This is a genomic window from Streptomyces sp. NPDC088707, assembly GCF_044752725.1.
Taxonomy (GTDB): Bacteria; Actinomycetota; Actinomycetes; order Streptomycetales; family Streptomycetaceae; genus Streptomyces.
In genome coordinates, this window is record NZ_JBIVLV010000014.1 from 60,202 (window position 1) to 86,544 (window position 26,343).

Genomic DNA, 26,343 nt, shown 5'->3' on the forward strand with positions numbered 1-26,343 from the left:
CCTCCGGGACGACTGTCGGTCGCGTGGTGTGCAATGGAACGCGTGCCCGCGCTCGACGAACCACTCAAGAAGTCCCTCGGCCCCGCCACCGCCAAGGTCATGGCCGAGGCGCTCGACCTGCACACGGTCGGTGACCTCCTCCACCACTACCCTCGCCGGTACGCCGAGCGGGGGGAGCTGACGACCCTCGCCGACCTGCCGCTCGACGAACACGTCACGGTGGTCGCGCAGGTCGCGGACGCCCGTGTGCACACCTTCAACGGCTCCAAGGGGCGCGGCCAGCGCCTCGAAGTGACCATCACCGACGGCAGCGGCCGCCTCCAGCTGGTCTTCTTCGGCAAGGGCGTGCACAAGCCGCACCACGACCTGCTGCCCGGCACCCGCGCGATGTTCGCCGGCAAGGTCTCGCTCTTCAACCGGCGCCTCCAGCTCGCCCATCCGTCGTACGAACTCCTCCGCGGCGACAGCGAGGAGGCCGTGGACGTCTGGGCCGGGGCCCTCATCCCGATCTACCCGGCCACCACCAAGCTGGAGTCCTGGAAGATCGCCAAGGCCGTGGACGCCGTGCTGCCCAGCGCCGTCGACGCCGTCGACCCGCTCCCCGACGCCCTGCGCGAGGGCCGCGGGCTCGCCGAGCTCCCCGACGCCCTCCGGCTCATCCACCGGCCGCGCACCAAGGACGACATCGCCCTCGCGCGCGAGCGCCTCAAGTGGGACGAGGCCTTCGTCCTCCAGGTCGCCCTCGCCCGCCGCCGGCATGCCGACACCCAACTCCCCGCCGTCGCCCGCAGGCCCGTACCCGAGGGCATCCTCGACGCCTTCGATGCCAAGCTCCCCTTCACCCTCACCGACGGCCAGCGGAAGGTCTCCAGGGAGATCTTCGACGACCTCGCCACCGACCACCCCATGCACCGCCTCCTCCAGGGCGAGGTCGGATCGGGCAAGGCGCAGCCCCTGGACTCCCTCGTGTTGACCTCTGTGGGATTCCGACGGATGGGCGACATGCGGGTCGGGGACGAGGTGATCGTGCCCACGGGGGAGACCGCGGTCGTCGACGGAGTCTTTCCGCAAGGGGAGCGCGAGGTGTGGCGGATCCTCCTCTCGGACGGAACCGCCGTGGAGTGCGACGACGAGCATGTGTGGATCGTGGGAACGAGCTGTGCATGGGACCGCGGCCAGGCCCCCAAGGTGCTGACCACAAGGGAGATCCGGCATGACCTCTTGGAGGCGAACGGCTCTTCGAAGTGGTACATCCCCGCCGCCGCCCCGGTCGACCTGGGAGACGGGTCCACACTGCCGCTCGATCCGTATCTGCTCGGTGTGCTCCTGGGCGACGGCTCGTTCCGGCACACCTTGCGGCTCTCCACGACCGACGCCGAGATCCATGACGCCGTCGCGATGTCCGTGGAGCCGGACTGCAGGCTCACCCCCGTGGTCGGCTCGCGTTGCGACTACACGATCCAGCTCGTCCGGCGTGCGGGCGGCGCGCGGCATCCCGTCATCCAAGCGCTGCGCGACCTGGAGCTGTGGGGTGCCACATCGCATGACAAGTTCATCCCCGAGCAGTTCAAGAACGCCACGATCAAGGACCGTCTCGCGGTCCTCCAAGGGCTCCTGGACACGGACGGCACCGTGCACCAGGACGGCATGAGCGTGTCGCTCTGCTCCGCTTCGCGCTTGCTCGCGGAGGACGTGGCGTGGCTCGTGCGCTCGCTCGGCGGGCGAGCGCGGGTTCTGCCGAAGAAGACCGCCTTCAACGTCTCGGTGGCTCTGCCCGACGGGTACCCCCCGTTCCGGCTCACCCGCAAGGCCGAGCGGATGCGTCCGAGGCCCACGGACAACACCTTCCGGCGTGGCATCCGTGCCGTGGAGTACGTCGGCCGGAAGGCCGTGCAGTGCATCAGCGTCGCGCATGCCGACCACGCTTATGTGACCGATCACTTCACCGTGACGCACAACACGATGGTGGCCCTTCGCGCCATGCTCGCCGTCGTCGACTCCGGGGGGCAGGCCGCCATGCTCGCCCCCACCGAGGTCCTCGCCCAGCAGCACCACCGCTCCGTCACCGAGATGATGGGCGAGCTCGCCGAGGGAGGGATGCTCGGAGGCGCCGACCGGGCCACCAAGGTCGTGCTGCTCACCGGCTCCATGGGCACCGCGGCCCGCCGGCAGGCCCTCCTCGACCTGGTCACCGGCGAGGCCGGCGTCGTCATCGGCACCCACGCGCTGATCGAGGACAAGGTCCAGTTCCACGACCTGGGCCTGGTCGTCGTCGACGAGCAGCACCGCTTCGGCGTCGAGCAGCGCGACGCACTCCGCGGCAAGGGGAAGCAGCCCCCGCACCTCCTGGTGATGACCGCCACCCCCATCCCGCGCACGGTCGCCATGACCGTCTTCGGCGACCTGGAGACCTCCGTCCTCGACCAGCTGCCCGCCGGACGTTCCCCGATCGCCACCCACGTCGTGCCCGCCGCCGACAAGCCGCACTTCCTCACGCGCGCCTGGGAACGGGTCCGCGAGGAGGTGGAGAAGGGCCATCAGGCCTACGTGGTCTGCCCCCGCATCGGCGACGAGGAGGACCAGAAGAAGAAGGCGAAGGCGTCCGCCGAGGACGAGGCCGAGAAGCGCCCGCCGCTCGCCGTCCTCGACGTCGCGGAGAAGCTCCGCACCGGACCCCTCACCGGACTCCGGATCGCCGTCCTGCACGGCCGCATGCACCCCGACGACAAGGACGACGTCATGCGCCGCTTCGCCGCGGGCGAGCTCGACGTCCTCGTCGCCACCACCGTCATCGAGGTCGGCGTCAACGTCCCCAACGCCACCGCCATGGTGATCATGGACGCCGACCGCTTCGGCGTCTCCCAGCTCCACCAGCTCCGCGGCCGCGTCGGCCGGGGCTCGGCCCCCGGCCTCTGCCTCCTGGTCAGCGAGATGCCCGAGGCCACCCCCGCCCGCCAGCGTCTCGCCGCCGTCGCCGCCACCCTCGACGGCTTCGAGCTCTCCCGTATCGACCTGGAACAGCGACGCGAGGGCGACGTCCTCGGCCAGGCCCAGTCCGGCGTCCGATCCTCCCTGCGGGTCCTCACCGTCATCGACGACGAGGAGGTCATCGCCGCCGCCCGAGAGGAGGCCACCGCCCTCGTCCTCGCCGACCCGGACCTCACCGCCCACCCGGGCCTGCGCACCGCGCTCGACGCCCTGCTCGACAAGGACAGGGAGGAGTACCTGGAGAAGGGCTGACCGCGCGGTGCGGACCGCGGTCATATCCTGAGACGTACGCACTGGACGACGCAGGACGAGGACACCGATGACTCGCGTGATCGCCGGAACCGCCGGCGGGCGCCGCCTGGCCGTGCCGCCCGGCAACGGCACCCGCCCCACCTCCGACCGGGCGCGCGAAGGCCTGTTCTCCACCTGGGGCGCGTTCCTCGGCACCCTCGACGGGGCCAGGGTCGCCGACCTGTACGCCGGCTCCGGCGCCGTCGGCCTCGAAGCGCTCTCCCGGGGGGCCGCGCACGCCCTCCTCGTCGAGGCCGAACCGCGCGCCGCCCGCACCATCCGCGAGAACATCTCCTCGCTCGGGCTGCCCGGCGCCGAACTCCGCACCGGCAAAGCGGAGCAGATCGTGACGGGGCCGGCGCCGGCCGACCCGTACGACCTGGTCTTCCTCGACCCGCCGTACGCCGTCACCGACGAGGATCTTCGCGAGATACTCCTCACACTCCGCTCGGGGGGCTGGCTCGCGGACGACGCCCTCGTCACCGTGGAGCGCAGCACCAGAGGCGGAGAGTTCGGCTGGCCGGACGGTTTCGAACCACTGCGGGCCCGTCGTTACGGCGAGGGAACGTTTTGGTACGGTCGCGCCGCCTCTACGTGCGAAGACGCACGATGACCGGACCGGAGAGCGAGGGACCCACGTTGCGCCGCGCCGTCTGTCCGGGGTCATTCGACCCCATCACCAACGGACACCTCGACATCATCGCCCGCGCCTCCAAGCTGTACGACGTCGTACATGTCGCGGTGATGATCAACCAGTCGAAGAAGGGCCTGTTCACGGTCGACGAGCGGATCGAGCTGATCCGCGAGGTCACCGCCGACTTCGGCAACGTCGAGGTGGAGTCCTTCCACGGACTGCTCGTCGACTTCTGCAAGCAGCGCGACATCCCCGCGATCGTCAAGGGGCTGCGCGCGGTCAGCGACTTCGACTACGAGCTGCAGATGGCCCAGATGAACAACGGCCTCACGGGCGTGGAGACCCTCTTCGTCCCCACCAACCCGACCTACAGCTTCCTGTCGTCCTCGCTGGTCAAGGAGGTCGCCGCCTGGGGCGGCGACGTCTCCCACCTGGTTCCGCCGACGGTCCTGCCCCGGCTGACCGAGCGCCTGGCGCGGAAGTGACGCGCGGCCACCGCCGCTGACGCTCCGTCACCCGGTGTCGGACGGGCGCCGACTGCCCTTACAGTCGTCCCGTCCGTCTCCATCCAGCTGTAGAGAGTGGCGAGCACCCGGTGGACGTACAGAAGAAGCTCGACGAGATCGTCGCGACCGTGCAGGGCGCCCGCTCCATGCCCATGTCGGCATCCTGCGTGGTCAATCGCGCCGAGCTGCTCGCCCTGCTCGAAGAGGTACGGGAGGCCCTGCCCGGCTCCCTCGCGCAGGCCCAGGAGCTGATCGGCGGCCGCGAGCACATGGTCGAGCAGGCCCGCCAGGAGGCGGAGCGGATCATCGAGGCCGCCCACGCCGAGCGCGGCTCGATCGTCTCCGACACCCAGGTCGCCCGGCTGTCGCAGGAGGAGGCCGACCGGATCCTCTCCGAGGCCCGCCGCGAGGCCGAGGAGGTCCGCGCCGAGGCCGACGACTACGTCGACTCCAAGCTGGCGAACTTCGAGGTCGTCCTCAACAAGACGATCGGCTCCGTCGACCGGGGCCGCGAGAAGCTCCTCGGCCGGGGCCCCGGCCTGGACCAGAACGGCTACGCGGACGAGGACGCCCCCGAGTACAGCGCCGACCCGCAGACCCTGATCCACCGGGCCGACGAGTACGTCGACGCCAAGCTCGGCGCCTTCGAGGCGGTGCTCAGCAAGACCCTGGAGGCCGTCGGACGCGGGCGGCAGAAGCTGCACGGCCGGATCGCCACCGACGCGCTGGGCGAGCACATGGCCGCCCAGGAGGGTCTCGGCGCCTCCGTGCACACCAGCGACTCCGACTACCTGGCCGGACTGGCGGAGCTCTCGGACCCGGAACCGGTCCAGATCCCCGCCCAGCAGCAGGCCCAGCCCCAGCCCGACCCGTACGCGGCGTACCAGCAGGTGCAGCAGCCCGACCCGTACGCCGGCTACCAGCAGGTCCAGCAGCAGCCCGACCCGTACGCGTACCAGCAGCAGGCGCAGCACGCCGACCCGTACGGCTACCAGCAGCAGGACCCGTACGCGTACCAGCAGCCCGTCCAGCAGCAGGGGCACCAGCAGGAGCACCAGCAGCAGGGCGCTGCGCTCGACGAGACGAGCTTCTTCGACACGAGCATGATCGACCTGGAGCAGCTGCGCCGCTACGAACAGGGGCAGTAGAGCGGGGTCGGTAAGGCCCCCAAGGCCCGGATTGGGCCCTGAGCGAAGCGTCCAGTATCCTGGCTCTTCGGTCGCGCGTATCTCCGCGATCCATGCTGCCCACGTCTGGCAGCCACCTCGACGCAGCACGATTCGAAAGCAGGAAGAGCCCTGAGCACGCGCCTCGACCACCGCAACCCCCTCGTGTTCGACACACACGAGCTGGGGCGGCGTCCTGGTGCCCTCCAGCGGCTCTCGCGTTCGATCGAGGCCCCCAGGGACCTGGGCGTCGAAGGAGTGATCGGAGTGCCCGAGGGCGCTCCGGTGGAAATCGATCTCCGTCTTGAGTCGGTCATGGAAGGGGTGCTTGTCACAGGCACCGCCCGTGCATCGGCCGAGGGGGAGTGCGTAAGGTGTCTGGAGCCCGTCGAGCTGGAGCTCGATGTGGACTTCCAGGAGATGTTCTCGTACCCCGACTCCGACGACCGGGGCCGCTCGAAGGCGGCCGCGGACGACGAAGCCGAGGCAGACGAGGACATGATCCCCCTCGAGGACGGCATGTTCGACCTCGAACCCGTGCTGCGTGATGCGGTGGTGCTCGCACTGCCGATGCAGCCGGTGTGCCGGGAGGACTGTGCAGGCCTGTGTTCCGAGTGTGGAACCAACCTGAACGAGAACCCGGACCACCACCATGACGCCGTCGACGTTCGTTGGGCGGCACTGCAGGGACTCGCCGGTTCGCTGGGAACCGATGAGAAGGACAACATGAGCGGCAAAGCCTCTGACGGGGACGTCCGAAGCGCCGCCGAGAAGCAGGAGAAGTAGCCGTGGCTGTTCCGAAGCGGAAGATGTCGCGCAGCAACACGCGCCACCGCCGGTCGCAGTGGAAGGCTGCGGTCCCCACCCTGGTTTCGTGTGAGCGTTGCCAGGAGCCGAAGCTGCAGCACATCGCGTGCCCGAGCTGCGGCACCTACAACAAGCGCCAGGTCCTCTCGGTCTGATTGGGCTGGTGAGAGGCGCAATGTCTGAGTCCCGCAAGACGGACGACAAGACGGACCATGCCTCGTCCCACACGCTTCTGGAAGGGCGGCTCGGCTATCGGCTCGAGTCCGCCCTTCTGGTGCGTGCGCTGACCCACCGTTCGTACGCGTACGAGAACGGCGGTCTGCCCACCAACGAGCGGCTGGAGTTCCTCGGGGACTCCGTGCTCGGCCTGGTGGTCACGGACACGCTGTACCGGACCCACCCCGACCTGCCGGAAGGCCAGCTGGCCAAACTGCGGGCCGCGGTGGTCAACTCGCGTGCGCTGGCGGACGTGGGACGCGAACTCGAACTCGGCTCCTTCATCCGGCTCGGCCGGGGCGAAGAGGGCACGGGTGGCCGGGACAAGGCGTCCATCCTCGCCGACACCCTTGAAGCGGTGATCGGCGCGGTCTATCTCGACCAGGGCCTCGACGCGGCGTCCGAGCTGGTGCACCGGCTCTTCGACCCGCTGATCGAGAAGTCCTCCAACCTCGGTGCCGGCCTGGACTGGAAGACCAGTCTCCAGGAGCTCACCGCGGCCGAGGGTCTGGGTGTTCCGGAGTACCTCGTCTCCGAAGAGGGCCCGGACCACGAGAAGACCTTTACTGCTGCCGCCCGCGTCGGTGGTGTCTCGTACGGCACCGGCACCGGCCGCAGCAAGAAGGAAGCGGAACAGCAGGCTGCTGAGTCCGCGTGGCGCGCGATTCGCGCGGCCGCGGACGAACGCGCGGCGGCGGCGAAGGCCGCGGCCGAGGCGGGAACGGGAGAGGTCGCCGACCCCTCTCCGACCGCCCACCGGGCGTCGGCCTGACGGCCGCACCCTCGCTTCCCGAGAACCCCGCCCCAGGGCGGGGTTCTCGTCTTTCCCGCCCTTTCCCTCCCTTTCCCTCCTCGTTCTCTTCCTTCTTTCCCGTCCTGCTCGCGGGCCGGCCCCCGGTAGGGTTGAACCGCTGTCGAACACGTACGTCCGGAGGAGTCCCGTGCCCGAGCTGCCCGAGGTCGAGGTCGTACGGCGGGGTCTGGAACGCTGGGTCGCCGGACGGACCGTGACCGAGGTCGACGTGCTGCACCCCAGGGCCGTACGGCGTCATCCGGCGGGCGGCGAGGACTTCGCGGCCCGGCTGAAGGGGCAGCGGTTCGGGGTGGCGCGCCGCCGCGGCAAGTACCTCTGGCTGCCGCTCGCCGAGACCGGCATCTCCGTCCTCGGGCACCTCGGCATGAGCGGGCAGCTGCTCGTCCAGCCGGAGGACGCCGCGGACGAGAAGCACCTCCGCATCCGCATCCGCTTCGCGGCATCCGACAGCGACTCCGTCGCGGGCACGGCCGGTACCGAGCTCCGCTTCGTCGACCAGCGCACCTTCGGCGGACTGTCGCTCCACGACCAGACCCCCGAAGGACTGCCGGACGTCATCGGGCACATCGCCCGCGATCCGCTGGACCCCGAGTTCGACGACGCCGCCTTCCAGAGCGCGCTGCGGCTGCGCCGTACGACGGTCAAGCGGGCGCTGCTCGACCAGTCACTGATCAGCGGCGTCGGCAACATCTACGCCGACGAGGCGCTCTGGCGGTCCCGGCTGCACTACGACCGGCCGACCGCCACCCTCACGCGCCCGCGCTCGGCCGAACTCCTCGGGCACGTCCGGGACGTGATGAACGAGGCCCTCGCGGTCGGCGGCACCAGCTTCGACAGCCTGTACGTGAACGTCAACGGCGAATCCGGCTACTTCGACCGCTCGCTCGACGCCTACGGGCGCGAGGACGAGCCCTGCCACCGCTGCGGTACGCCGATGCGGCGCCGCGCGTGGATGAACCGCTCCAGTTACTTCTGCCCGCGCTGCCAGCGACCGCCGCGCGCGAGCGCCTGACGACCCGAGCGCCTGACGCCCCGCACGCCCGACCCGAGCGCCTGACGACCCGAGCGCCTGACGACGGGATCGGCCGCGACCGGCCGCTGACCGCCGCGACGCGTGCGCCTGACGCCGCGCGCCTGTCCGAGGATCAGGCGCCGACCGGGGCCGCGCGCCCCGCGTCGTAACTCTCCCGGGCCGCCTCCACCTGCGGCATCCGTCCCTCCACCAGCTCGATCAGGCCGATCAGCCGCTCCGCGATCTCGCGGCCGAGCGGGGTGAGCCGGTAGTCGACCCGCGGTGGATTCGTCGGCTGCGCCTCGCGATGGACGAGTCCGTCGCGCTCCAGTGCGTGCAGGGTCTGCGACAGCATCTTCTCGCTCACGCCGTCGACCCGGCGCCGCAGTTCGTTGAACCGGAACGTCCCGTCGTACAGGGCGCCGAGAGTCAGGCTGCCCCAGCGGCCCGTCACGTGCTCCAGCGTGCCGCGCGAGGGGCAGGCGCGCGCGAACACGTCGTAGGCGAGGTCGTCAGTCATGCCCTCCACCGTACTCCCGCGCAGCGCTCACTGCCAGACGTGCGCTAACCCATGGGTTGCGCTATCGAAAAGTTAGTGCTCTACTTCTGGGCGTCCCCCCAGACCTGTTCTCAGACCTGTCCTCAGGTCTGTTCTCGTTCGAGGAGCCCCTTGTGACCACCCCCGTCGTCTCCATCGCCTACCACTCCGGCTACGGCCACACCGCGGTCCTGGCCGAGGCCGTCCGCGACGGTGCCGCCGACGCGGGCGCCACCGTGCACCTGATCAAGGTCGACGGGATCACCGAGGGCGAGTGGGAGCTGCTCGACGCCTCCGACGCGATCGTCTTCGGCTCCCCGACCTACATGGGCACGGCCTCCGGCGCCTTCCACCAGTTCGCCGAGGACTCCTCGAAGCGCTGGTTCGCCGACGCCTGGCTGGACAAGCTCGCCGCCGGCTTCACCAACTCCGGCTCCAAGAGCGGCGACAAGCTGCACACCCTGCAGTACTTCCAGATCCTCGCCGGCCAGCACGGCATGCACTGGATCAACCTCGGCCTCAAGCCCGGCTGGAACACCAGCGAGGCCTCCGAGAACGACATCAACCGCCTCGGCTTCTTCTCCGGCGCCGCCGGCCAGACCCCCGCCGACCTGGGTCCCGAGGGCGTCCACAAGGCCGACGTCGCCACCGCCGAACACCTCGGCCGCCGCGTCGCCCTGACGGCCCGCACCTTCGCGGCGGGCAAGGCCGCCGCCTGAGGTTCCCTGCCGTGACGTACGCGAAAGGGCCCGCCACCGGGAAGGTGACGGGCCCTTTCACATCAGGGAGATGCGGGGACTGCCGGGTCAGTAGCCGAAGTCCTGGGTCCACCAGGGGCCGCCGGCGGCGAAGTGGACGCCCACGCCCAGGGTGGTGAAGTCGCAGTTCAGGATGTTGGCGCGGTGGCCGTCGCTGTTCATCCAGGACTCCATCACGGCTGCCGCGTCGGCCTGGCCGCGGGCTATGTTCTCGCCGCCGAGGCCCGACACGCCCGCCTTCTCGGCGCGCGCCCACGGGGTGGCCCCGTCCGGGTCCGTGTGGTCGAAGAAGCCGCGGGCCGCCATGTCCGCGCTGAACGCCCCGGCCAGTGCCGCGAGCCGGGCGTCCGCCGTCACCGGGGAGCAGCCCACCTTGGCGCGCTCGGCGTTGACCAGGCGGACGACCTCCGCCTCGGCGGCCTCGCTGCGGTCGGCGGTGGAGGGGGCCGCGGTCGTCTCGACCGGGGCCTCCGTCGTCGGGTCGGGCTTCGGTTCGGGCTTCGGCGCGGGGGCCTTCGTGGTCGGCGCGGCCGTGGTCTTCCGCGGCGCCGGCGGCTTGGTCGGAGCCTTCGTCGGGGCCTTGGTCGGCGCCTTCGTCGGGGTCGGCTTGGCCTTCGCCGGGGTCGGCTTCGTGGACGGGGTCGCCGACGGTGAGGCCGCCTTGCCCTTGTCCGTGCCCGCGCTCGCCTTCGTGCTCGTGCGCGCGCCGCCCGAGTCGGCGGTCGGGGTCTGCGTGGACCCGCCCTGCGTCGTCAGCTCCGGCGCCTGCCGGGCCTGGCTCGGGCGCTCGCTCGTGCCCACGCTGCCGACCGTGAACGTGTCCCCGCCGGGCAGCAGGCCCGAGGCGACGGCGATGGCGCCCACCGCGACGGCGGCGGAGGCTCCGAGCAGGCCGGTGCGCACGGGGGTGCGCCGCTTGCGGCGGGTACCCCGGTGACGGTGGTCCGAACCGTCCGCGTAGTCTTCTGCGGCGGGTGCGGCTCCGGCGCGACGGTGGCGTCCCATCTGGTCTGCCTTCCTCTTGCTGGTCCTGCTGTGGTCCTGTGCCGGCCCTGTGAGCCTTTGCTGATCTTTGCTGTCGGTACCGTTTCGGACCGGCGGTCGAACAGGGCGGGTCCGATCGGGTGAGGCGTGTTCGGTCGGGACTGTAGTCCATGCGGGCCGGGGGCGATGTGCTCATCTGGCAATCCGCCCGTTAGCGTGCAGGCATGAGTGACGACGTTCGGATGACCGCCTGGGTACGCGGCCGGGTACAGGGAGTGGGCTTCCGCTGGTTCACCAGGGCAAACGCTTTGGAGATCGGCGGCCTGGTGGGCTTCGCCCTGAACCTCGACGACGGCCGGGTACAGGTGGTGGCCGAAGGGGCGCGTGAGAATTGCCACCGTCTGCTCGCCTGGCTCCACTCCTCCGACACACCCGGGCGAGTGGACGGCGTCACTGAGATCTGGGCCACCCCGCGCGGTGGCTACGACGGCTTCGCCATCCGCTGACGATCACTCTCCGACACCGTTCCCGGTGACCGAGAGGGGCCTCGAAAGGACGCGCGGTAACAGCCGGGTGACGGGGAAACCCCCTGGTGGTTGCCAAGGAGCGCCCATCATGGAAGGCTGCCGGGTAAGGATGATCGCGACGCCCTGAGGCACCGAGTTCATGAGGCCCCGCCGCCCGCTGAGCGGCCCGGGACTCCTCGGTCGGCCCTTCAAACGGGGCGTGATCGTGTTGACCGTCAAACTTTTTGGTGAGACTCTGGAAGCCCCGCGCACCTTAGCTGTTTGGCAGTGGAACCGGCACGACAAGCAGTACTGCCGAGCACCGCGGGTGCGAAATCCCTCACGACCCAACCGCTTCGGTCGGTCACTCATTGTGGAGGACCATCCATCATGGCAAAGGCGCTTCTCGGTTACGTCGGCGGCTCCGACCCGCGACTCCTCGCCGAGATGCGACGGCTTCAGCAGCGCGTCCAGGACCTGGAATCCGAGCTGGTACGGATCCAGTCCGAGAACGACTCGCTTGCCGCTGCCGCCGCTCAGCACCAGGGAGAGTCACTGCTGAACAGCATCGACCTCGACGTACCCCAGGCGGAGCCTGCGCTCACCTGACAACCCAGCCCCGAGGGGCCAGGTGGGAACCACTCACGCCGGACTCACGTCGGCACAGCCGCATGGACACTCATGCCGGTCGAGCCAACTGAACTCACGCCGGCAGAGCAGACATGCAAGGGGCGCTCCGGCGTCCCTTCTTTCTTTACCCGCCGTTCCCCTCCCGTCCCCCTCCTCACCCGAGGATCTGCCCTACACCTTCGCGGGTGAAACGCACGAGCCCCGGTAGAGTCCGGGCGTGCACCTCAAGGCCCTGACACTCCGCGGATTCAAGTCGTTCGCCTCGGCCACCACGCTGCGGTTCGAACCGGGAATCACCTGTGTCGTGGGCCCCAACGGATCGGGCAAGTCCAACGTCGTGGACGCCCTGTCCTGGGTCATGGGCGAGCAGGGCGCCAAGTCGCTGCGCGGCGGCAAGATGGAGGACGTCATCTTCGCCGGCACGACCGGGCGCCCCCCGCTCGGCCGTGCCGAGGTGTCCCTCACCATCGACAACTCCGACGGCGCGCTGCCCATCGACTACGCCGAGGTCACGCTCACCCGCATCATGTTCCGCGGCGGCAGCAGCGAGTACCAGATCAACGGCGACACCTGCCGGCTGCTCGACTTCCAGGACCTGCTCTCCGACTCCGGCATCGGACGCGAGATGCACGTCATCGTCGGCCAGGGGCAGCTCGACTCCGTGCTGCACGCCGACCCGATGGGCCGCCGCGCCTTCATCGAGGAGGCCGCCGGAGTCCTCAAGCACCGCAAGCGCAAGGAGAAGGCGCTGCGGAAGCTCGACGCGATGCAGGCCAACCTCGCGCGCGTGCAGGACCTCACCGACGAACTGCGCCGCCAGCTCAAGCCCCTCGGCCGGCAGGCCGCCGTCGCCCGCCGTGCCGTCGTCATCCAGGCCGATCTGCGCGACGCCCGGCTCCGCCTCCTCGCCGACGACCTCGTCCACCTCCAGCGGGCCCTCACCGCCGAGGTCGCCGACGAAGCGGCCCTGCTCGCCCGCAAGGAAGCCACCGAGGCCGACCTGCGGACCGCGCTCGCCCGCGAGGCCGCCCTCGAGGCCGAGGCACGCGCGCTCGTGCCCCGTCTCGAACGCGCCCAGCAGAACTGGTACGCCCTCTCCCAGCTCGCCGAACGCGTCCGCGGCACGGTCTCCCTGGCCGACGCGCGCGTGAAGAGCGCCACCGCCGCGCCCGCCGAGGAACGCCGCGGCCGTGACCCGGAGGACCTGGAGCGCGAGGCGGCCCGCGTCCGCGAGCAGGAGGCGGAGCTGGAAGCCGCCCTGGAGGCGGCCGAGCGCGCCCTGGAGGACACCGTCGCCCACCGCGCCGAGCTCGAACAGGCCCTCGCGTCCGAGGAACGCCGCCTCAAGGACCTGGCCCGCGCCCTCGCCGACCGGCGCGAGGGCCTCGCCCGCCTCCACGGCCAGGTCAACGCGGCCCGCTCGCGCGCCGCCTCCGCCCAGGCCGAGATCGACCGGCTCGCCGCCGCCCGCGACGAGGCGGGGGAGCGGGCGGTCACCGCCCAGGCGGAGTACGAGCAGCTCAAGGCCGAGGTCGACGGCCTCGACGCCGCGGACACCGAGCACGGCGAGCGGTACGAGGCCGCCCGCCGCGAACTGGCCGACGCGGAGGCCGCGCTCGGCGCCGCCCGCGAGGCCGCCGCCACCGCCGAACGCCGCCGCGCCGCGACCCGGGCCCGGCACGAGACCCTCGCCCTCGGACTGCGCCGCAAGGACGGCACGGGCGCCCTGCTGTCCGCCGGACTCAGCGGACTCCTCGGCCCGGCCGCGGAACTCCTCACCGTCACTCCCGGATACGAGATCCCCGTCGCCGCCGCCCTCGGCGCCGCGGCCGACGCGGTCGCCGCCGCCGGCCCCTCCGCCGCCGCGGAAGCCCTCCGCCTGCTGCGCAAGCAGGACGCCGGCCGCGTGTCCCTGCTCCTGACCGGAGTACCCGAACCGGACCGCTCGGGAGAGACCGGGGCCCCCGCGGCCGAGGGCCGCCCGTACGCCGCCGACCTCGTCCGGGGACCCGACGAACTCATGGGAGCCGTCCGCCGGTTGCTCGCCGGAGTCGTCGTCGTCGACGACCTGGACCAGGCCGCCGAACTCGTCAGGAGCCGCCCCGCGTCGACCGCCGTCACCCTGGAGGGCGACCTGCTCGGGGCGCACTTCGCCCAGGGCGGCTCCGCGGGCGCGCCCAGCCTCCTCGAAGTCCAGGCCTCGGTCGACGAGGCCGCCGCCGAGCTCGACGAACTCGCCGTACGCTGCGAGGAGTCGGCGGCCGCCAAGAGTCAGGCCGACGAGCGGCGCCGTACCGCCGCCGCGCTCGTCGAGGAACTCGACACCCTCCGCCGTACCGCCGAACGCGAGAAGTCCGCCGTCGCCCAGCAGCTCGGCCGGCTCGCCGGCCAGGCCAGGGGAGCGGCCGGCGAGGCCGAGCGGACCGCGGCCGCCGCCGCCCGAGCCCAGGAGGCCCTGGAGAAGGCGACCGCGGAGGCGGAGGAACTCGCCGAACGGCTGCTCGTGGCCCAGGAGGCCGCGGCGTTCGGGGAGGGCGGGGACGAGGAACCCGACACCGCCACCCGCGACCGGCTCGCCATCGACGGATCCAACGCGCGCCAGACCGAGATGGAGGCCCGGCTCCAGGTCCGTACCCACGAGGAGCGGGTCAAGGGGCTCGCCGGGCGGGCCGAGTCGCTCGACCGGGCCGCCCGCGCCGAACGGGAGGCACGCGCGCGTGCCGAGCAGCGCCGCGCCCGGCTGCGCCACGAGGAGCGGGTCGCGGGCGCGGTCGCCGCCGGCGCCCGGAGCCTCCTGGCGCACATCGAGGTGTCGCTCGTCCGCGCCGAGCGCGAGCGGGTGGTGGCGCAGGCGGCGCGGGCCGACCGGGAGGAGGGCCTGGCGGCCGCCCGGAACCGGGGCCGCGACCTCAAGGCGGAGCTCGACAAGCTGACCGACTCCGTGCACCGGGGCGAGGTCCTCGGCGCGGAGAAGCGACTGCGGATCGAGCAGCTGGAGACGAAGGCCCTGGAGGAGTTCGGTGTGGAGGCGACCGCGCTGGTCGCCGAGTACGGCCCGGACCAGCCCGTGCCGCCGTCGCCGGCGGTCGGGGGAGCGGAGTCCGCGGACTCCCCGGAGTCCGCGGACTCGAACGCCACGGACGCCCCGGAGGCCGACGCGGCGCGCCCCTTCATCCGTTCGGAGCAGGAGAAGCGCCTCAAGGCCGCCGAACGGGCGTACCACCAGCTCGGCAAGGTCAACCCGCTGGCCCTGGAGGAGTTCGCGGCCCTGGAGGAGCGGCACCGCTTCCTCTCCGAGCAGCTGGAGGACCTGAGGAAGACCCGGACGGATCTGCTTCAGGTCGTGAAGGAGGTCGACCTGCGGGTCGAGCAGGTCTTCACCGAGGCCTACCGGGACACGGCCCGTGAGTTCGAGGGCGTCTTCTCGCGGCTCTTCCCCGGCGGCGAGGGCCGGCTCGTCCTCACGGACCCCGACAACATGCTGACCACCGGCGTCGAGGTGGAGGCCCGCCCGCCCGGCAAGAAGGTCAAGCGGCTCTCGCTGCTCTCCGGCGGCGAACGCTCGCTGACGGCCGTGGCGCTGCTGGTGTCGATCTTCAAGGCCCGGCCCAGCCCGTTCTACGTGATGGACGAGGTCGAGGCGGCGCTCGACGACACCAATCTCCAGCGGCTGATCCGGATCATGCAGGAGCTCCAGGAGTCCTCGCAGCTGATCGTGATCACCCACCAGAAGCGGACCATGGAGGTCGCGGACGCGCTGTACGGCGTGTCCATGCAGGGTGACGGCGTCTCGAAGGTGATCAGTCAGCGGCTGCGCTGAGGGCGAGCCAAGGGCCGTCTCTTCAAGTGTTGAACTCAAGCCATCTCGTAGTGCTTATTAAGTCACATGACATCGACTATTGACTTAGAAACTTGAAGGCATAGTCTCTGCAACGTTGCTTTTACCTTCACGTGGTGGGCGGCGTGAAGTTGTGCGCCACTGGAAGGGCTTGCCCCCCACCGAGGAGTCCATGTGCCCCACACCGCGCAGGCGCCCACGCCGCCGCCTTCCGAAGGCCGAGCCGCCCACCCGGACCACCTCGGCCACGTCATCTTCATCACGGCCTCCGCCGCGATGGGCGGATTCCTCTTCGGATACGACAGCTCCGTCATCAACGGCGCCGTCGAGGCGATCCGCGACCGCTACGACATCGGCTCCGGAACCCTCGCCCAGGTCATCGCCATCGCCCTGATCGGCTGCGCCATCGGCGCCGCCACCGCGGGCCGGATCGCCGACCGCATCGGCCGTATCCGATGCATGCAGATCTCCGCGGTGCTCTTCGCCGTCAGCGCCGTCGGCTCCGCGCTGCCCTTCGCCCTCTGGGACCTGGCGTTCTGGCGGGTCATCGGCGGCTTCGCCATCGGCATGGCCTCCGTCATCGGCCCCGCGTACATCGCCGAGGTCGCCCCCGCCGCCTACCGCGGCCGCCTCGGCTCCTTCCAGCAGGCCGCGATCGTCATCGGCATCGCCATCTCCCAGCTGGTCAACTACGGCATCCTGCAGCTCGCCGACGGCGACCAGCGCGGCGAGATCGGCGGCCTGGAAGCCTGGCAGTGGATGCTCGGCGTCATGGTCGTGCCCGCCGTGCTCTACGGCATGCTCTCCTTCGCCATCCCCGAGTCCCCCCGCTTCCTCATCTCCGTCGGCAGGACCGACCGGGCCAAGGAGGTCCTCGCCGAGGTCGAGGGCGGCGACGTCGATCTCGACCACCGCGTCGCCGAGATCGACAAGGCCATGCGCAGCGAGCACAAGTCCACCTTCAAGGACCTGCTCGTCGCCGGCTCCCGCTTCAAGCTGCTGCCCATCGTCTGGGTCGGCATCGGACTCTCGGTCTTCCAGCAGCTCGTCGGCATCAACGTCGCGTTCTACTACTCCGCGACCCTCTGGCAGTCCGTCGGCATCGACCCGTCGAGCTCGTTCTTCTACTCGTTCACCACGTCGATCATCAACATCATCGGCACCGTGATCGCGATGGTCCTGGTCGACCGCGTCGGCCGCAAGCCGCTCGCCCTTGTCGGCTCCATCGGCATGGCGATCGCCCTCGCCGTCGAGGCCTGGGCCTTCTCCGCCGACCTCGTCGACGGCAAACTGCCCGAGACCCAGGGCGTCGTGGCGCTCGTCGCCGCCCATGTCTTCGTGCTCTTCTTCGCCCTCTCGTGGGGCGTGGTGGTCTGGGTGTTCCTCGGCGAGATGTTCCCCAACCGGATCCGGGCCGCGGCCCTCGGCGTCGCCGCCTCCGCCCAGTGGATCGCCAACTGGGCCATCACCGCCAGCTTCCCGTCCCTCGCGGACTGGAACCTCTCCGGCACCTACATCATCTACACGGTCTTCGCCGTGCTCTCGATCCCCTTCGTGCTCAGGTACGTCAAGGAGACCAAGGGCAAGGCGTTGGAGGAGATGGGCTAACCCCCCGCTGCCCCGCTCCTCACCCACGGAACTGCCCCGGTCCGAGGCCTCACGCCCCGGACCGGGGCAGTACGCCGTGGCCCCCCGCCTCCGCCGTCAGGCCGTGAGCCGGGCTCGTCAGCCCCCCACCCTCAGGCCGTGAGCCGGGGCAGGACGGCGTCGCAGAACAGCCGCACGCTCCGCCACCCCTCCTCCACCGGCATCCCGCCGCACAGCGGATGCAGCACCAGGCTCTCCAGGTCGAGCGCCAGGCACTCCTCCGGGGTGACGACCCGGTAGACCCCCTCCGCGCGCAGCTCCGCCACCGTCGTGGCCGCCGACCGCACCGCCGAGCGGATGTCCTTCGACTGCCAGGAGGCGTACGTCCGCGCCTCGTGCAGGAAGTGCTCCCCGTACTCCGCCCAGGTCCGGTCCGGGTCCTCCGACAGATGCAGCAGCGGCGTCACCTCGGCCGGCATCATCGTCCAGCCCTCCGTGCCGTACTCGGCGCACCGCTCCCGGTAGTACGCCTCCAGCTCCGGCAGGTGCGCGCTCGGGAAGAACGGCAGCCCGAGCCGGGCCGCCCGCCGCGCCGCCGCCCGCGACGACCCCCCGACCAGCAGCATCGGATGCGGTCGGGTGAAGGGCCGCGGGGTGACCCGTACCGTACGGCCCTGATACGTGAACGGCTCCCCGCTCCACGCGGTGAGCAGGGTCTCCAGGAGCAGGTCCTGGAGCTTCCCGCGCCGCCCCCAGTCGACCCCGCGCTCCTCGTACTCCTCCGGGCGGTAGCCGATCCCCGCCACCGTCACCAGACGTCCGCCGCTCAGCAGGTCGAGGACGGCGATGTCCTCGGCGAGCCGCAGCGGGTCGTGCAGCGGCCCGATGATCGCGGAGACCGTGACCGCGATCCGCTTCGTCGCGCCGAAGACCGCCCCGGCGAAGGCGAAGGGGGACGGCAGCCAGTTGTTGTCGACCCCGTGGTGCTCCTCGGTCTGCACGGTGTCGACCCCGTGCGCGTCGGCGTACGCGGCCATCTCGACGGCGGCCCGGTAGCGGGCGGAGAGGGACTCGGGGGTCGCGCGGGGATCGACGAGGTTGAACCGTACGACGCTGAACGGCATGGGAAGTCCCCCTCCGCTGGTGGGATACCGGCGAAGGGGGACGCTATCTGACGTTGCGTCAGATGGAAACGGTCTCGCGGGCCCCGGCGGACTCCGCGGGCCCGACCGGCTCCTGGGCCGGAGTGCGCGGCAGTACCGCGTACAGCGCCCCCGCCACCACGATGGTCGCCGCCCAGCCGAGGCCGTTCTCGCCGATCCAGGAGGAGGCGAGCGGACCGGAGAACCAGTCGACCTTGGTGAAGAGGAGCCCCACGAGGAGGGCGACCGCCCAGGCCGTCATCGCCTGCCAGGCGAAACCGCCCCGGTACCAGTACGCGCTGGTCCGGGTCGTGTCCATGAGCGCCGCCGCGTCGTACGACCCGCGGCGCAGCATGTCCACGCCGAAGACGCCGATCCAGGCCGAGAACGCCACCGCGAGCAGGGTCAGGAAGGAGATGAACGAGCCGATGAAGCTGGTCGCCACCACCATGAGCAGGAAGCCGAAGACCAGGCTGATCAGCGCGTTGACGCTGACCGCCGCGGCGCGCGAGACCTTGATGCCCAGGGTCTGCGCGGTGAACCCGGCCGAGTACATCGACATCGAGTTGATCAGCAGCATCCCGAGCAGGGCGATCACCAGGTACGGCACCGAGATCCACATCGGCAGCAGCTCACCGATGAAGGAGACCGGGTCCTGCGCCGAGGCCAGGTCCGGCGTCGACACCGCCATGACCGCGCCCATCAGGACCATCGGCAGCACGACGATCCCGGCGCCGCCGACCGTGGAGCCGACCATCGCCTTCGACGAGGCCGTACGGGGCAGGTAGCGGGTGAAGTCGGGACCCGAGGGGACCCAGCTGATGCCGCCGGCCGCGATCGTGCCGATGCCCGCGATCATCATCGCCGTCGAACCGGCCGGCTTGTCGAAGACCGCGGACCAGTCGGTGTTCGCCACCAGATAGACCAGGACGAGCACCGAGAAGGCGCCGAAGAGGTACGTGGACCACTTGCTGCACACCCGCAGCGCGTTGATCCCCAGCCCCGACACCAGGAAGGTGCAGGTGACGAAGAGCAGCAGCGTCACGACGATGAGGAACGTGTTCGACTGCACGCCGAAGAGCAGGTCCAGCACGGTCAGCACCGCGTAGGCGCCGGTGACGGCGTTGATGGTCTCCCAGCCCCACCGGGCCACCCAGATCAGCGCACCGGGAAAGAGGTTTCCGCGCTGACCGAACACCGCGCGCGACAGCGCCATCCCGGGTGCGCCGCCCCGCTTGCCCGCGATCGAGATCAGGCCGACGATCCCGTACGAGAGGACCGGCGCGGCGACCGCCACGGCCAGGACCTGCCAGAAGTTCAGGCCGTTGAAGACGATCAGACCGGCGCCCATCGTGAGCAGCAGCACACTGATGTTGGCCGCGACCCAGGTGGGGAAGAGCTCGCGGACCCGGCCGGTCCGCTCGGCGTCGGGGACGGGGTCGAGACCGCGGGTCTCCATCGCGCCGTCGTGCGTCGCGCCTGCGGCTTCGGAGGCGTCGTGGGGCATGGGGGTACTCCGTACGAAGGTGTGGGGGTCCGAACATCGTACATTCGCGCCCTCACGGGCAAAGGGCGCGTCAGACCGCAGAAGGGGCCGCCGCCCCCTCCCGGAGCGCCTAGCGCCCCCACCCCCGCCCGAGCCCGGGCGGGTGGCGGGCCCCGCCGCCGAGGGGCTTCCCGCCGGCGTGCGGCCGAACGGCGGACCGGCCCGGCCCGGAGGGGCACGCCCTCGCCGCGAGAACGAGGGGACGCGGGCGGTCACGCCATACTGGTCGGGTTATGGAACTCATCCTTGCTGTAGTCATCGCTCTGGTCGTCGCGGTCGCCGTGACGAGCGGACTCGTGATCAGCGGTCGCAAGAAGAAGCAGCTGCCGCCGGCCGAGCCGCCGTCCACCACGCCGACCATCACCGCTCCGCCCGCCGAACCGCATGTCGGCGAGGAGGCGGAGACGCCGCGGGAGGAACCACGCCGCACGGTCGAGGAGGTCGAACTCCCCGCCGGGGAGGCCGTCGAGACGCCGGCCGCCGTCGAGGACCCCGTCGTCGCCCAGCCCGCGGCGCCCGAGATCGAGATCCCGGAGCCCACCGCCGGCCGTCTCGTACGGCTCCGGGCCCGGCTCGCCCGCTCGCAGAACTCGCTCGGCAAGGGGCTGCTCACGCTGCTGTCCCGCGAGCACCTCGACGAGGACACCTGGGAGGAGATCGAGGAGACCCTTCTCACGGCCGACGTCGGCGTCGCTCCCACCCAGGAGCTCGTCGAGCGGCTGCGCGAGCGGGTCCGGGTGCTCGGCACCCGCACCCCGGAGGAGCTGCGCGCGCTCCTGCGCGAGGAGCTCGTCACCCTGCTCGGCCCCGACCTGGACCGCACGGTGCACACCGAGAGCCCCTCGGACGTGCCCGGCGTGGTCATGGTCGTCGGCGTCAACGGCACCGGCAAGACCACGACCACCGGCAAGCTGGCCCGAGTCCTCGTCGCCGACGGCAAGTCCGTCGTCCTCGGCGCGGCCGACACCTTCCGTGCCGCCGCCGCCGACCAGCTCCAGACCTGGGGCGAGCGCGTCGGCGCCCGGACCGTCCGCGGCCCGGAGGGCGGCGACCCGGCGTCGATCGCCTTCGACGCGGTCAAGGAGGGCATCGCGGAGGGCGCCGACGTCGTCCTCATCGACACCGCGGGCCGCCTCCACACCAAGACCGGCCTCATGGACGAGCTCGGCAAGGTCAAGCGCGTCGTCGAGAAGCACGGCCCGCTCGACGAGATCCTGCTCGTCCTCGACGCCACCACCGGACAGAACGGTCTGATCCAGGCCCGTGTCTTCGCCGAGGTGGTCGACATCACCGGCATCGTGCTCACCAAGCTCGACGGCACCGCCAAGGGCGGCATCGTCGTGGCCGTCCAGCGCGAGCTGGGCGTCCCGGTCAAGCTGATCGGACTGGGCGAGGGCCCGGACGACCTGGCGCCCTTCGAGCCGGGAGCCTTCGTCGACGCCCTGATCGACGACTGACGCCCCGTACGACACGCGGAAGGGCCCTCGCCGGGTGGCGAGGGCCCTTCCGCGTACCCGGGCTCAGAAGTGGGTGCGGTGGCAGATGTACGCCAGCGTGCCCAGCAGCAGCCGCGCCTGCGGCGGCGCGCCCGCCGTGTCCAGCGTCGGGGGCCGCAGCCAGCGCACCGGACCGAGCCCGCCCAGGTCCGACGGGGGAGCGGTCACATGGGTCCCGGGTCCCAGGCAGTGCAGATCCAGATCGGCGTCGTCCCAGCCCATCCGGTAGAGCAGCTGCGGGAGCTCCGCCGCCGCGCCGGGGGCCACGAAGAACCGCGCCCGGCCGGTTGGTGTCGCGCACACGGGGCCCAGCGGCAGCCCCATGCGCTCCAGCCGGACGAGCGCCCGGCGGCCCGCGGCCTCGGCGACCTCGATCACGTCGAAGGCCCGGCCCACCGGCAGCAGCAGCGCGGCGCCGGGGTACTCCGACCACGCCTTGGTCGCGTCGTCGAGGCCGGCGCCGGCCGGTACCGGTTCCGCGAAGGAGAGGGGGTGCGCGCCCGGGGCTGGACAGGCCGGATCCCCGCAGGAGCACTGGCCGGAGACGGCCCGCGCTCCGGGCACCACGTCCCAGCCCCACAGCCCTGTGTACTCGGCCACCGCTGTGCACTCCGTGGTGCGAACGCGGCGGCGTGCGCCGGACCGCATCTCACGAATGCCGCCGATCGTGAAACCCATGTCCCCTCCAACGGGTCGAGCGCGCCGGTGGTTACGACCCGGAGCACCGTCGTCACCCTTCGTCACGTTCCGTCCCCGAGGGTGGCGCGCGGTCGTGTGCGGGGTGGTGCGGGCCGGTGCGCGCGCCTCTCCGCGCATCCGTCCGCCGACTCCGGTTCGTCGCATGTCAAGTGAATCGCGTTCCACGGGCGGCGAGTTCATTCGAAGGGGTGGCGAATGGTGGCGTTTCTTGAATCGCCCTCGTAGAGGGGTGATCGTAGGATTACTTTCGGTACTCGAAGCCCGGGGTCGCTTGCGCACGCGGGTATGCCGGAGGCAACCCGGTTTCCAGTTCGAAGGAGTGCGAACGCCGGACGGGTGCCGCGGGACGCGGCATTCTGGTAGGGGTTCGGATGACAGACAATCAGGTGGATGGGGGCGTTCCTGTGGGCGGCAACGGCGCAGACGGTACGACTGCCGGCAAGCGCCCGAACGAGCAGCTGGGTTCGTGGTTCGTGCGCAGCGGCTGGTCGAAGGGCGAACTCGCGCGCCAGGTGAACCGCCGGGCGCGCCAGATGGGCGCGCACCACATCTCCACCGACACCTCGCGCGTCCGGCGCTGGCTCGACGGCGAGCAGCCGCGCGAGCCCATCCCGCGGATCCTCTCCGAGCTGTTCTCCGAGCGCTTCGGCTCCGTCGTCGCCATCGAGGACCTCGGTCTGCGCACCGCCCACCAGTCGCCCTCCGTCTCCGGCGTCGACCTGCCCTGGGCCGGACCGCAGACGGTCGCCCTGCTCGGCGAGTTCTCCCGCAGCGACCTCATGCTCGCCCGCCGCGGCTTCCTCGGCTCCTCCCTGTCGCTCGCCGCAGGACCCGCCCTCATCGAACCGATGCAGCGCTGGCTCGTCCCCACCCCCGCGGGCGACCTGGAGCGCCCCGACCCGCTCGCCGACGCCCGCCGCCCCAACCGGCTCTCCGAGATCGAACTCGACCTCCTCGAATCCACCACCGCCATGTTCCGCAAGTGGGACGCCCAGTGCGGCGGGGGACTGCGCCGCAAGGCCGTCGTCGGCCAGCTCCACGAGGTCACCGACCTCCTCCAGGAGCCCCAGCCTGCCGCCACCGCCAAGCGCCTCTTCACCTGCGCCGCCGAACTCGCCGAACTCGCCGGCTGGATGAGCTACGACGTGGGCCTCCAGCCCACCGCCCAGAAGTACTTCGTGCTCGCCCTGCACGCCGCCAAGGAAGCCGGCGACAAGCCCCTCGGCTCGTACATCCTGTCCTCGATGAGCCGCCAGATGATCCACCTGGGCCGGCCCGACGACGCCCTCGAACTCATCCATCTCGCCCAGTACGGCAGTCGGGACTGCGCCACCGCGCGCACCCAGGCCATGCTGTATGCGATGGAGGCCCGCGCCTACGCCAACATGGGGCAGCCCTCCAAGTGCAAGCGGGCCGTCCGGATGGCCGAGGACACCTTCGCCGACGTCGGCCTCGACGGCGAGCCCGAGCCCGACTGGATCGGTTTCTTCTCCGAGGCCGAACTCAACGGCGAGAACTCCCACTCCTACCGCGACCTCGCCTACGTCGCCGGACGCTCCCCGACGTACGCCTCGCTCGCCGAGCCCGTCATGGAGCGGGCCGTCGAACTCTTCGAGAAGGACCCCGACCACCAGCGGTCGTACGCGCTGAACCTCATCGGCATGGCCACCGTCCACCTCCTCAAGCGCGAGCCCGAGCAGTCCGTCGTCCTCGCCGAGAAGGCCCTCGGAGTCGCCCGCAGCATCCGTTCCGAGCGGGTCAACACCCGACTCCGCAAGACTGTCGACCACGCCGCCCGCAACTACAGCGACGTCGCCGAGGTCGTCCACCTCACCGACCGGCTCACCCAGCTGCTCCCCGAGGCCGCCGAAGCGGTCTGACCCACCCGGCGCCCCCGGCGCCACCCGTACTCCGGCCGCGCCGGACGTCCCGTACTGCCCGACTCGGCTCCCCCGCCGCAAGGTCACACGGACGCCAGGCGCGGCCGGTCCGCGTGTGCCGCCGGCGCCTCCCCGGACCGGGTTCGTGTGTGCCGCGGGCGGCTCCCCGGGCCGGGTCGGTGTGTGCCGGCGACGGCCCCTCGCGGCCCGTGTCCGGGCCCGCCTCCCGGTGTGCCGGCGACGGCCCCTCGCGGCCCGTGTCCAGGCCCGCCTCCCGGCCGTGGACAGGCCCGCCTCCCGTGTCCCCTGGGCGCTGGTCCCGGCCGGTTCCCGTGTGCGACGCGACGCCCCTTCCGGCCCGATTCCCCCGTGCGGAGGATACGGGCGTTACCTCCCTGTGATGCGGCCGTTCACGGTCGCGTAACACGCCCCACCCCTTCGTCACCGCTCCGAAACATCGAGCGGCATCGGCGGAAACCGCCCTGCGCGAATCTCTGGCCCATAACCGGCCACCCCTCACGGCCGCAGCCGCCCGACGGCCCCGCCCCCGCACAGGCCGCATTCGACGACGAGGAGACGCCGATGGCACCAGCCATCACGACCCTGGCAGCAGACGCCCCCGAGCTGTCCGCCGCCAACACCGGGTTCATGCTCATCTGCTCCGCCCTGGTCATGCTGATGACCCCGGCACTCGCCTTCTTCTACGGAGGCATGGTCCGCGTCAAGTCCACCCTCAACATGCTGATGATGAGCTTCATCAGCCTCGGGATCGTCACGATCCTGTGGGTGCTCTTCGGCTTCAGCCTCGCCTTCGGCACCGACTCGGGCTCGATCATCGGCTGGTCCTCCGACTACGTCGGCCTCAGCGGCATCGGCGTCACCGAGCTCTGGGACGGCTACACCATCCCGGTGTACGTCTTCGCCGTCTTCCAGCTGATGTTCGCCATCCTCACCCCGGCCCTGATCAGCGGCGCCCTCGCCGACCGCGTCAAGTTCACCGCCTGGGCCCTCTTCATCACCCTCTGGGTCACCGTCGTCTACTTCCCCGTCGCCCACTGGGTCTGGGGCGCCGGCGGCTGGCTCTTCGAGATGGGCGTCATCGACTTCGCCGGCGGAACGGCGGTCCACATCAACGCCGGCGCCGCGGCCCTCGGCGTGATCCTCGTCATCGGCAAGCGCGTCGGCTTCAAGAAGGACCCGATGCGCCCGCACAGCCTCCCGCTGGTGATGCTGGGCGCCGGTCTCCTCTGGTTCGGCTGGTTCGGCTTCAACGCCGGCTCCTGGCTCGGCAACGACGACGGCGTCGGCGCGGTGATGTTCGTCAACACCCAGGTCGCCACCGCCGCCGCCATGCTCGCCTGGCTCGCGTACGAGAAGATCCGCCACGGCTCCTTCACCACCCTGGGAGCCGCCTCCGGCGCGGTCGCCGGTCTCGTCGCCATCACCCCGTCCGGCGGCGCCGTCAGCCCGCTCGGCGCGATCGCCATCGGCGTCGTCGCCGGTCTCCTCTGCGCCATGGCCGTCGGCCTCAAGTACAAGTTCGGCTACGACGACTCCCTCGACGTCATCGGCGTCCACCTCGTCGGCGGTGTCCTCGGCTCCCTCCTCGTCGGCCTCTTCGCCACCGGCGGCGTCCAGTCCGACGCCAAGGGCCTCTTCTACGGCGGCGGCCTGGAGCAGCTCGGCAAGCAGGCCGTCGGCGTCGTCGCCGTCCTCGCCTACTCTCTGATCGCCTCCGCGATCCTCGCGCTCCTCATCGACAAGACGATGGGCATGCGGGTCAGCGAGGACGACGAGGTCTCCGGCATCGACCAGGTCGAGCACGCCGAGACCGCGTACGACTTCAGCGGAGCCGGTGGCGGCGCGTCCTCGCGCTCCACCGCCGCCCCCGCCCCGGCCGTCACGGAGAACAAGAAGGTGGACGCATGAAGCTCATCACCGCGGTCGTGAAGCCGCACCGGCTCGACGAGATCAAGGAGGCCCTCCAGGCGTTCGGCGTCCACGGCCTCACCGTCACCGAAGCCAGCGGCTACGGCCGCCAGCGCGGCCACACCGAGGTCTACCGGGGCGCCGAGTACACGGTCGACCTGGTCCCCAAGATCCGCATCGAGGTCCTCGTCGAGGACGAGGACGCCGAACAGCTCATCGACGTCGTCGTGAAGGCCGCCCGAACCGGCAAGATCGGAGACGGCAAGGTGTGGAGCGTGCCGGTCGAGACCGCCGTACGCGTCCGCACGGGCGAGCGCGGCCCGGACGCCCTGTAGACAGCGGCCGGACGCACCGTAAGCAACGAAGGAGCCGCCGG

General features: G+C 71.2%; 22 protein-coding genes. 17 read left to right on the plus strand and 5 right to left on the minus strand.

All coding sequences use genetic code 11. The annotated features are described in order from the left end of the window. The first annotated feature begins 33 nt into the window (after positions 1-33). The 8 genes from ACIP84_RS33410 (at position 34) to mutM (ending at position 8,434) form a co-directional block, all read left to right on the plus strand. Positions 34-3,240 (plus strand): helicase-related protein, encoded by a 3,207-nt coding sequence (locus tag ACIP84_RS33410; protein WP_401803084.1) that lies wholly within the window; start codon positions 34-36, stop codon positions 3,238-3,240. A gap of 67 nt (positions 3,241-3,307) precedes the next feature. Then, complete coding sequence (gene rsmD, locus ACIP84_RS33415) at positions 3,308-3,892, plus strand: 16S rRNA (guanine(966)-N(2))-methyltransferase RsmD (protein WP_401803086.1); 585 nt, start codon at positions 3,308-3,310, stop codon at positions 3,890-3,892. A 26-nt stretch (positions 3,893-3,918) separates the two neighbouring features. Further along, on the plus strand, positions 3,919-4,398 hold the full coding sequence (gene coaD, locus ACIP84_RS33420; RefSeq protein ID WP_181399519.1) for a pantetheine-phosphate adenylyltransferase: 480 nt from the start codon (positions 3,919-3,921) through the stop codon (positions 4,396-4,398). A 110-nt stretch (positions 4,399-4,508) separates the two neighbouring features. Continuing rightward, the gene (locus ACIP84_RS33425; RefSeq protein ID WP_401803088.1) at positions 4,509-5,567 is read left to right on the plus strand and encodes a cell division initiation protein; all 1,059 of its coding nucleotides are present in this window, start codon (positions 4,509-4,511) and stop codon (positions 5,565-5,567) included. Positions 5,568-5,717: 150 nt separating this feature from the next. Next, the gene (locus ACIP84_RS33430; protein WP_030325598.1) at positions 5,718-6,371 is read left to right on the plus strand and encodes a YceD family protein; all 654 of its coding nucleotides are present in this window, start codon (positions 5,718-5,720) and stop codon (positions 6,369-6,371) included. Positions 6,372-6,373: 2 nt separating this feature from the next. Beyond that, positions 6,374-6,547 carry a 50S ribosomal protein L32 gene (gene rpmF / locus ACIP84_RS33435; RefSeq protein ID WP_015036448.1) on the plus strand — a complete coding sequence of 58 codons (174 nt, stop codon included), beginning with the start codon at positions 6,374-6,376 and terminating at the stop codon, positions 6,545-6,547. Positions 6,548-6,567: 20 nt separating this feature from the next. Further along, positions 6,568-7,380: a ribonuclease III gene (gene rnc, locus ACIP84_RS33440; RefSeq protein ID WP_318207691.1), complete on the plus strand. Its 813-nt coding sequence runs from the start codon at positions 6,568-6,570 to the stop codon at positions 7,378-7,380. A 169-nt stretch (positions 7,381-7,549) separates the two neighbouring features. Then, entirely contained in the window at positions 7,550-8,434 is an 885-nt protein-coding gene (gene mutM / locus ACIP84_RS33445) for a bifunctional DNA-formamidopyrimidine glycosylase/DNA-(apurinic or apyrimidinic site) lyase (protein WP_401803091.1), read from the plus strand. A 133-nt stretch (positions 8,435-8,567) separates the two neighbouring features. Here mutM and ACIP84_RS33450 read toward each other — a convergent pair whose 3' ends face one another. Next, positions 8,568-8,954: a winged helix-turn-helix transcriptional regulator gene (locus ACIP84_RS33450; RefSeq protein ID WP_401803093.1), complete on the minus strand. Its 387-nt coding sequence runs from the start codon at positions 8,952-8,954 to the stop codon at positions 8,568-8,570. 152 nt (positions 8,955-9,106) lie between these two features. Between ACIP84_RS33450 and ACIP84_RS33455 the strand changes: the two genes are divergently transcribed. Beyond that, entirely contained in the window at positions 9,107-9,691 is a 585-nt protein-coding gene (locus ACIP84_RS33455) for a flavodoxin family protein (RefSeq protein WP_355960450.1), read from the plus strand. Positions 9,692-9,778: 87 nt separating this feature from the next. Here the strand turns inward: ACIP84_RS33455 and ACIP84_RS33460 are convergent, their stop codons facing one another. Then, complete coding sequence (locus ACIP84_RS33460) at positions 9,779-10,735, minus strand: CAP domain-containing protein (protein ID WP_401803095.1); 957 nt, start codon at positions 10,733-10,735, stop codon at positions 9,779-9,781. Positions 10,736-10,938: 203 nt separating this feature from the next. On the opposite strand from ACIP84_RS33460, the gene ACIP84_RS33465 reads away from it, so the two are divergent. From ACIP84_RS33465 to ACIP84_RS33480, 4 genes are all read left to right on the plus strand, one after another. After that, positions 10,939-11,220, plus strand: a complete 282-nt coding sequence (locus ACIP84_RS33465) for an acylphosphatase (protein WP_187623050.1) — start codon at positions 10,939-10,941, stop codon at positions 11,218-11,220. A 390-nt stretch (positions 11,221-11,610) separates the two neighbouring features. Then, positions 11,611-11,829 (plus strand): hypothetical protein, encoded by a 219-nt coding sequence (locus tag ACIP84_RS33470; RefSeq protein WP_015036455.1) that lies wholly within the window; start codon positions 11,611-11,613, stop codon positions 11,827-11,829. 238 nt (positions 11,830-12,067) lie between these two features. Next, entirely contained in the window at positions 12,068-15,670 is a 3,603-nt protein-coding gene (gene smc / locus ACIP84_RS33475; RefSeq protein ID WP_401803097.1) for a chromosome segregation protein SMC, read from the plus strand. Between the two features lie 192 nt (positions 15,671-15,862). Then, entirely contained in the window at positions 15,863-17,296 is a 1,434-nt protein-coding gene (locus ACIP84_RS33480; protein WP_355960462.1) for a sugar porter family MFS transporter, read from the plus strand. 131 nt (positions 17,297-17,427) lie between these two features. On the opposite strand, the gene ACIP84_RS33485 is transcribed toward ACIP84_RS33480, so the two are convergent. Next, on the minus strand, positions 17,428-18,399 hold the full coding sequence (locus ACIP84_RS33485; protein WP_355960465.1) for an LLM class flavin-dependent oxidoreductase: 972 nt from the start codon (positions 18,397-18,399) through the stop codon (positions 17,428-17,430). 58 nt (positions 18,400-18,457) lie between these two features. Continuing rightward, positions 18,458-19,924 (minus strand): cytosine permease, encoded by a 1,467-nt coding sequence (locus tag ACIP84_RS33490; RefSeq protein WP_401803101.1) that lies wholly within the window; start codon positions 19,922-19,924, stop codon positions 18,458-18,460. Between the two features lie 272 nt (positions 19,925-20,196). On the opposite strand from ACIP84_RS33490, the gene ftsY reads away from it, so the two are divergent. Next, positions 20,197-21,420 (plus strand): signal recognition particle-docking protein FtsY, encoded by a 1,224-nt coding sequence (gene ftsY, locus ACIP84_RS33495; RefSeq protein ID WP_401803104.1) that lies wholly within the window; start codon positions 20,197-20,199, stop codon positions 21,418-21,420. Positions 21,421-21,483: 63 nt separating this feature from the next. On the opposite strand, the gene ACIP84_RS33500 is transcribed toward ftsY, so the two are convergent. After that, complete coding sequence (locus ACIP84_RS33500) at positions 21,484-22,137, minus strand: bifunctional DNA primase/polymerase (RefSeq protein ID WP_401803107.1); 654 nt, start codon at positions 22,135-22,137, stop codon at positions 21,484-21,486. 425 nt (positions 22,138-22,562) lie between these two features. Here ACIP84_RS33500 and ACIP84_RS33505 point away from each other — a divergent pair, with 425 nt between their 5' ends. The 3 genes from ACIP84_RS33505 to ACIP84_RS33515 all read left to right on the plus strand — a co-directional run bounded on the left by ACIP84_RS33505 (position 22,563) and on the right by ACIP84_RS33515 (position 26,302). Next, positions 22,563-24,038, plus strand: a complete 1,476-nt coding sequence (locus ACIP84_RS33505; protein ID WP_030325624.1) for a hypothetical protein — start codon at positions 22,563-22,565, stop codon at positions 24,036-24,038. Between the two features lie 582 nt (positions 24,039-24,620). Continuing rightward, positions 24,621-25,967 carry an ammonium transporter gene (locus tag ACIP84_RS33510; protein ID WP_355960475.1) on the plus strand — a complete coding sequence of 449 codons (1,347 nt, stop codon included), beginning with the start codon at positions 24,621-24,623 and terminating at the stop codon, positions 25,965-25,967. Next, a complete protein-coding gene (locus ACIP84_RS33515) occupies positions 25,964-26,302 on the plus strand; it encodes a P-II family nitrogen regulator (protein ID WP_015036464.1) in 339 nt (112 codons plus the stop codon). Before ACIP84_RS33510 ends, ACIP84_RS33515 begins: the two co-directional genes overlap by 4 nt. Positions 26,303-26,343 lie beyond the last annotated feature (41 nt).